The organism is Haematobacter genomosp. 1 (genome assembly GCF_002196855.1).
Taxonomy (GTDB): Bacteria; Pseudomonadota; Alphaproteobacteria; order Rhodobacterales; family Rhodobacteraceae; genus Haematobacter.
In genome coordinates this window covers 1-6,133 of record NZ_NIPW01000009.1, presented here as the reverse complement: position 1 = coordinate 6,133, position 6,133 = coordinate 1, and the positions used below count along the sequence as shown (strand labels likewise).

At 62.0% G+C, this 6,133-nt stretch carries 8 protein-coding genes; 5 read left to right on the top strand and 3 right to left on the bottom strand.

Annotation, left to right across the window (positions count from 1 at the left end; all coding sequences use genetic code 11):
* The first annotated feature begins 147 nt into the window (after positions 1–147).
* Entirely contained in the window at positions 148–342 is a 195-nt protein-coding gene (locus tag CDV49_RS06315; protein WP_035714935.1) for a hypothetical protein, read from the top strand.
* Between the two features lie 64 nt (positions 343–406).
* On the opposite strand, the gene CDV49_RS06310 is transcribed toward CDV49_RS06315, so the two are convergent.
* Entirely contained in the window at positions 407–730 is a 324-nt protein-coding gene (locus tag CDV49_RS06310; RefSeq protein ID WP_035714938.1) for a DUF736 domain-containing protein, read from the bottom strand.
* Between the two features lie 690 nt (positions 731–1,420).
* On the opposite strand from CDV49_RS06310, the gene CDV49_RS06305 reads away from it, so the two are divergent.
* Complete coding sequence (locus CDV49_RS06305) at positions 1,421–1,678, top strand: type II toxin-antitoxin system ParD family antitoxin (protein WP_035714939.1); 258 nt, start codon at positions 1,421–1,423, stop codon at positions 1,676–1,678.
* Positions 1,675–1,974: a type II toxin-antitoxin system RelE/ParE family toxin gene (locus CDV49_RS06300; RefSeq protein ID WP_035714942.1), complete on the top strand. Its 300-nt coding sequence runs from the start codon at positions 1,675–1,677 to the stop codon at positions 1,972–1,974. The genes CDV49_RS06305 and CDV49_RS06300 overlap by 4 nt, the downstream gene beginning before the upstream one ends.
* A gap of 2 nt (positions 1,975–1,976) precedes the next feature.
* On the opposite strand, the gene CDV49_RS06295 is transcribed toward CDV49_RS06300, so the two are convergent.
* Positions 1,977–2,687 (bottom strand): UPF0149 family protein, encoded by a 711-nt coding sequence (locus tag CDV49_RS06295; RefSeq protein WP_035714943.1) that lies wholly within the window; start codon positions 2,685–2,687, stop codon positions 1,977–1,979.
* 565 nt (positions 2,688–3,252) lie between these two features.
* On the opposite strand from CDV49_RS06295, the gene CDV49_RS06290 reads away from it, so the two are divergent.
* Both CDV49_RS06290 and CDV49_RS06285 read left to right on the top strand, forming a co-directional pair.
* A complete protein-coding gene (locus tag CDV49_RS06290) occupies positions 3,253–4,125 on the top strand; it encodes a mechanosensitive ion channel family protein (RefSeq protein WP_051911466.1) in 873 nt (290 codons plus the stop codon).
* A 46-nt stretch (positions 4,126–4,171) separates the two neighbouring features.
* Positions 4,172–4,906 (top strand): 16S rRNA pseudouridine(516) synthase, encoded by a 735-nt coding sequence (locus CDV49_RS06285; RefSeq protein ID WP_035714948.1) that lies wholly within the window; start codon positions 4,172–4,174, stop codon positions 4,904–4,906.
* Between the two features lie 160 nt (positions 4,907–5,066).
* Here CDV49_RS06285 and CDV49_RS06280 read toward each other — a convergent pair whose 3' ends face one another.
* A complete protein-coding gene (locus CDV49_RS06280; protein WP_035714950.1) occupies positions 5,067–5,993 on the bottom strand; it encodes a DUF2493 domain-containing protein in 927 nt (308 codons plus the stop codon).
* Positions 5,994–6,133: the final 140 nt, after the last annotated feature.

Sequence of the window (6,133 nt, the reverse complement as noted above, 5' to 3'; positions counted from 1 at the left end):
CACAGCCTTCGCGACACGACCATGGCCGCTCCCCGACCGTTGTGTCAGGTTGTGATGAAAGCGCGCGCAAATCAACCGTGAAGCGACTTTACGTAAAGGGTTCAGATCGCCAGCCAGCGAAGTTCTACGACAGTCGAGACGAGTATCATGAACGTGCAGACCTGTGACCATCGCGGCGGCTCATGCCGCACCAACCGTATCGAGGCCCGGCCAATCGCCCGGCTGCGCCATAAAGACAATGGCAGGATCATTGGCCTGGTCTACGAATGGAACACAGGCGAAACGCAGACGGCCTGGTTCGGCAAGGCCGAGCGCAGGTTCGTGACAGAAGAGTTGCGCTGAGGGCCATTGCTCGCTGGCAAGATGAAAGGCCCCGGCCTTTCGACCGGGGCCCTGGTTGGGGGGATTACTCCCCTCGGCGGCTGTTGGGGCGCGACCAGATGAGGCTCGAGCCCTCACCGTCCTCGTCGTCAAAGAGGTTGGCGTAGATCGGGTGCGCGAAGCTCGGATCGTCCAACTTCAGGCCCAGATAGTCCCGCCCCTCGTTCGAGCGCTTCGACCAGGCGGCGCCGATCTCCGCGCGGCCCACCAGGATCCGGTGCGAGGGTGCGTTCTCGCCCGAGGCCCGCAGGTCGGGGACGATGCGCACGCCTTTGGCCTGTACGCTCAGGGTGACGATTTCGCCGGTGTATTCGTTGCCGGTCTTCTTGAAGGTGCCGATGGTCGCCATTGTCTGTCTCCATTCTCTCGTGTTCGGGCCCGCTCCATTGCGGCCTCGATGGCAATCGACAGGCCAAAGACGACGGCCGGCGCAGTCCCGCTCGGGACCTCGACAGCACAGGCAGGGCTTTCTTGGCTCGCGAGGAATGGGCGAAGCCCAGGGGAAGAAAGTTCGGGCGACGCTGTTGCACCGAGACGTCGAAGCGCGGCTTCCGCGCTGTTCTTCGGCCAGATCAGCCCATCACAGACGACGCATGCGAGCGGTCCCGTCACCCCCAGAGAGACAGGAGACAGCGGCGATCCTGAAGGAACCGGCCGGAAGATCCGACTGGCAACCTCCCGCGATGATCACCCAGGCTGCAAGCAGGCAGGCTTGCGCCCTTCCCAGCCGACCCGCCGCCACGGGCAAAGCGTTGCACCAGTCCGGATACTGGCAGCCACAAGATCGGCACACGCCGCCGAGGCGCTCGACCGGAAGCCGAGACAGGGCTGGAAGCGCGATCAGAGCGTACCACCATTCCGCGAACCCGCGATCAAAGAGGCCGGAAAGAGGGAAAGACTGATCCCTGCACGCTCATGACGACGGGGAAATCCAACACCGATCCCGGCGAGAGGCAAGAACGCTGCGCCATGACCACAGCAGGGATTGATAACAGTTATCAAGCGTGGCATTGTGAAACCAGCGATAGCGGAGGCCGCGATGATCAGTGCCGATCTGGGAACACAGCTGGAGAGCTTTGTGACAAAGCTGGTCGAAACCGGCCGCTACAATTCCAAGAGCGAGGTCCTGCGCGAAGGCATCCGCCTGATCCAGGAGCGCGAAACGCGCCTTGCCGTTCTGGATCAGGCCCTCAGCCGGGGGCTTGCAGATGCTGATGCCGGGCGGTTCAAACCGGCCGGCGACGTCTTCGCGCGGCTTGAGGCCAAGTATCAGGCGATGGGCAAACCTGCGAAATGATCGTCGAGATCACCGCTGAGGCCGAAGCGGATCTGGAAGCCATCGGCGACTACATCGCACGCGACAATCCCGCACGCGCTATCAGCTTCGTGCGTGAACTCGGCCGAAGCTGCATGGAACTCGCCGAGTTCCCCGAGGCCTGGCCGATTGTCCCACGCTATGAGACGCAAAGCATCCGGCGCCGCGTTCATGGCCGCTACCTGATCTTCTACCAGATCCGCGGGGATCAGGTGACAGTGCTTCATGTCGTGAACGGCGCGATGGACGTTGACGCGATCCTGTTCCCGCAAGGCTGAGATCAGTGAACAGCGCCGCAGCATTTCTTGTACTTGCGCCCTGAACCGCAGCTGCACGCATCATTGCGACCGGGCTTCGATGCAGCTGAGGGCGCAGCAGTCAGATTGGCGGCCAGCGGCAGACCGGGCATGGATTTCGCCGTATGCGCCTTGGCGAAGGCGTTCAGATCCTCGACCATATCGGGGATCAGATCATGGGCCTCGCGCGACAGTTTCGTGGGTTTCCAGCCTTTCCCTTCGGCGAACCCGGTCGAGATACGCGAGAGTTTGCCTGCGAGATCCAGCGCCTTCTTCGCCCGCCGGTCCTTGCTGTCCTCAATCAGATCCCAGGCGTCAGGCCGCAGTCGCATCGCCGCGACGAAACCCATCATCCAGAACTCCCAGATGATGTCCCCGTTGCGCTGATCCTCGTCGAGGACAGGGAAATACACCCCCGGGATCATCAGCATTCCGGCAACGCGGTTGTAATGCGCCATGATGAGATCGAGAGCCGCCTGAAGCTCTTCGGCGCTGTCGAACTCCGGCGGGCCGCCAGTCCCCCAGACCTTGGCAAGCCAGACAGACGGCGAAATCATTTCCGGACAGGTGATGAGACCCGCGCAAAAACCATCGAATTCGGCAAGAATCATCGGATCATTATCTTCGGGAAGAGCCGAAAGCACCGCATCGAGGCGATCAAGGTCTTCATCGCTATGCCAAAGTGCAATCGTCATGCTGAGCCCCCTGTCGAGAAAATTATCCTGCCGTCTTTTACGACAATCCGATCACGGTGAAACAGGCAACGCGGCCGGAGAAAGCCGCTGTTGTTGCTGGCTCTCGATCTTTCCGCCCCGAAAAGCCTCTCCGGCAGAAGGCCGAACCTCGCGGACACGACAGAAGCCAACCTATTGAAATATTTTTATAAAGATCCATATCACACTCAGGCTCTGCCACGCGGTGCCGCCTGATGAAGGTTTCTCCATGAACAGGTCACGTCCCATGCCAGCGATCCTGCGCGCCGAACAGGCGCATGTTCCGCCCCGGCCCTGTTAGCCCCTGCCTTTCGGCGGGCGACAGGGACCGGGGAGGATGTCCTGTTTCAATGTCCCGCCAAAAGGATAGTCCCATGTATCGCAATCTCTTGCCCGCCCAGTGCCATGCCTGCGGCGAGGAAGTCCCACGCGCCGCAGCACACCGCTGCCCGATCTGCCTGAATCCGTTTTCGCGCATGCCTCTGGATCAGACGCGAACGCGCCCCAAACCAGAGATGCGCAGGCGGCCGATGCACCGAGACGGCGAATGATCTGGCCCGACATCCCTAAACATCAGATCGGAGCATTGCTGGCACTGCTGTTGTTCGCGCTTTTCGGCGAAGCCCTGCCTGCCATGGTCGAGGGTGGCGCGGCATGGTGGGAGCCGTTGCGCAACACCGCGCTTTCGGGCGTATTGTTCCTTGGCGCGCATCTTCTGCATGCCATTTCGTCCGCGCGCCTGACACGACGACGGAAGGGCCGACGCCCCGTGCCGAAAGTCGCGCTGGACCTGCTTCGCCTCGCCCTCTTTGCCGCAGCCACGCTGGCCAGCCTGTCGCTGTTCTTCCGCCAGGATCTGTCGGGGATCCTGACCGGCTCCGGCCTTCTGCTGGCGGTGCTGGGATTTGCCATTCGCAATGTGGTCGCCGACACATTCTCGGGCCTCGCGCTTGGGCTCGAGGCACCGTTCCGTATCGGCGACTGGGTTGCGATCGATGGGCTGGCGCAGGGGCGGGTTCAGGAGATCGGCTGGCGCAGCACAAGGCTGATTACCCGCGACAGCACCCATGTGATCCTGCCCAACAGCCAGATTTCCCGCCAGAGGATCACAAACTACAGCGCCCCTCGGCCAGAGTATCGCGACCATGCCGAACTGACGCTCCCGGCCACGCTTCCAGTCGCAGAGGCGCGGATACTGATAACGGAAGCGCTTGTCGGCGCGGAGACCATCGCCACCGGCAAATCGCCTGAAGTACAGGTGGCGATGTTCGCGCCTCAAGGCATCACCTATCGCGTGAAATACTGGGTTCCCCAGCATGACCGCGAGATGGCCTGCCGCAACGAGGTATTAAGCCGGATCGACGCCGCCCTGCGTGAGAAGGGCATAAGCCTGAAGCCATTGGTTGAGGGGACGGCATGACGAACCGCATCCCACCCACCATCCAACCAGATCGGAGGGCTGCGTCATGTCGAAAGCGGTAAACGCCCGTATCGGCAAGTTGCTGTCCTCGATGGGCTATGGATCGCGCCGCGAGATCGGCGGGCTGGCGCAAGCGGGCAGCATCATATTGGACGGCGAGAAGGTCAATGACGTGACGCGGCGTATTACGGTCACGGCGGAGCTGCCCAGGCGCATGACCGTGGGCGGGGAACAGCTTGATCCCGTTGCAGGACTGGTGATCCTCCTGAACAAGCCCGCCGGTGTGACATGCTCGCACAGCGATGCCGGTCCACTGGTTTACGATCTGCTCCCGATCCGCTGGCGACGGCGGGATCCGGCGATTTCGACTGTCGGCAGGCTCGACAAGGAAACCTCTGGCCTGTTGCTGCTGACCGACGACGGCCAGTTCCTGCACTACGTCTCCAGCCCGAAACGGAAGGTCAGCAAGACCTATCGCGCGACCCTTTCCCGCCCCCTGAATGGGGATGAGGTGGAGCTGTTCGCCTCTGGTACCCTGATGCTGAAGGGTGAGACGAAACCGCTGGACCCCGCAGTGCTGAAGGTCGTCTCACCGACCGAAGCATATCTGACGATTACCGAGGGACGATACCATCAGGTGCGCCGCATGTTTGCAGCCTGCGGGAACCATGTTGAGGCGCTACATCGCGAAAGATTGGGGCAATTACACTTGCCCGAGGATCTGACTGTCGGCGCATGGAGGCTGCTCGCGGGAGTAGAGCAGCAGTTGATCTTTCGATAGCGAAATGGATGCGAAATACTCGCAGCCTAACGGGTATAGCGCGACCTCGGACAAGGTTGATGGTTTCCGCAGACCCGGTTCACGGTCGCCGCTGTTTCCGGCGGAATTTTCAAAAATCTGGAAGCATCGTGCTGAGACTGTGGACAGGTTGGGGTGGCGCTCACGCGCCACCCTTCGCCATGCGGTAGACCGGGATGCCCATCTTGCGGGCCTTGTCGGCGAGGTTTTCCTGGATGCCGGTGCCGGGGAAGATGATGACGCCGATCGGCAGGCAGTCGAGCATCTGGTCATTGCGCTTGAAGGGTGCGGCCTTGGCATGTTTGGTCCAGTCCGGCTTGAAGGCGACCTGCGGCACCTTGCGGTTGCTGGCCCAGGTGGCGGCAATGCGCTCGGCCCCCTTCGGGCTGCCACCATGCATGAGCACCATGTCCGGGTGTTTGGCGTGGATCTGATCAAGACGGTCCCAGATCGTGCGGTGATCGGTGGTATCCCCGCCCGAGAAGGCAACCTTCGGCCCCGGCGGCACCAGCATCTCGGTCTTCGCGATCTTTTTGGCAGCGAGGAAATCGCGGCTGTCGATCATCGCAGCGGTCAGATGGCGATGGTTGGCGCGTGAGCCCGAACGCGGCGCCCAATGGGTGCCGGTCACGCGCAGGAAGATGTCGGCGGCGGTTTCGCGGAAGAGTTCCAGACTCTCACGGCGCTCAATCAGATTGCCGCCGATGCCGATCAGGCTCTCGAGCTGAACGGATTTGACCTCGCTGCCATCCTGTTCCCGCTGGAGGCGTTTCTGCGCCTGCTCGTTGTCATCCAGCTTGCGCTCGATCCGCTCGGCAGCGCGGTGAAAAGTGTTGACGGTTGACCAGAGGATCTCGTCGAGGTCGAAATCGAGGCTGGTATCGGCCATGGTGGAGATGAGGGCGTCGAAGATGTCGGAGACCGCGGTCTGGATGGCCTGGTCTTCGGGGGTGGGCCGGGGATCTGCCTCGCCCTCAGTGGGACGATAGCCATAGAGCTGCATGTCCTCGATGATATGGCCGGTCGGGGAAATGCTGTGATCGGGCTCGAATGTGTCCTGGGCATACATGGGATGCATCCTTCGGCTTGGACCGCGACCGTCGCGGCCTTCTGGCGACGACAAGCCCACGGGCGCTCCGGTCGGGCAGCCCGCGCACCCGCGGGCCTTGATGGCAAAGCCCGGCTGATTTGATGATGTGGACACCCCCA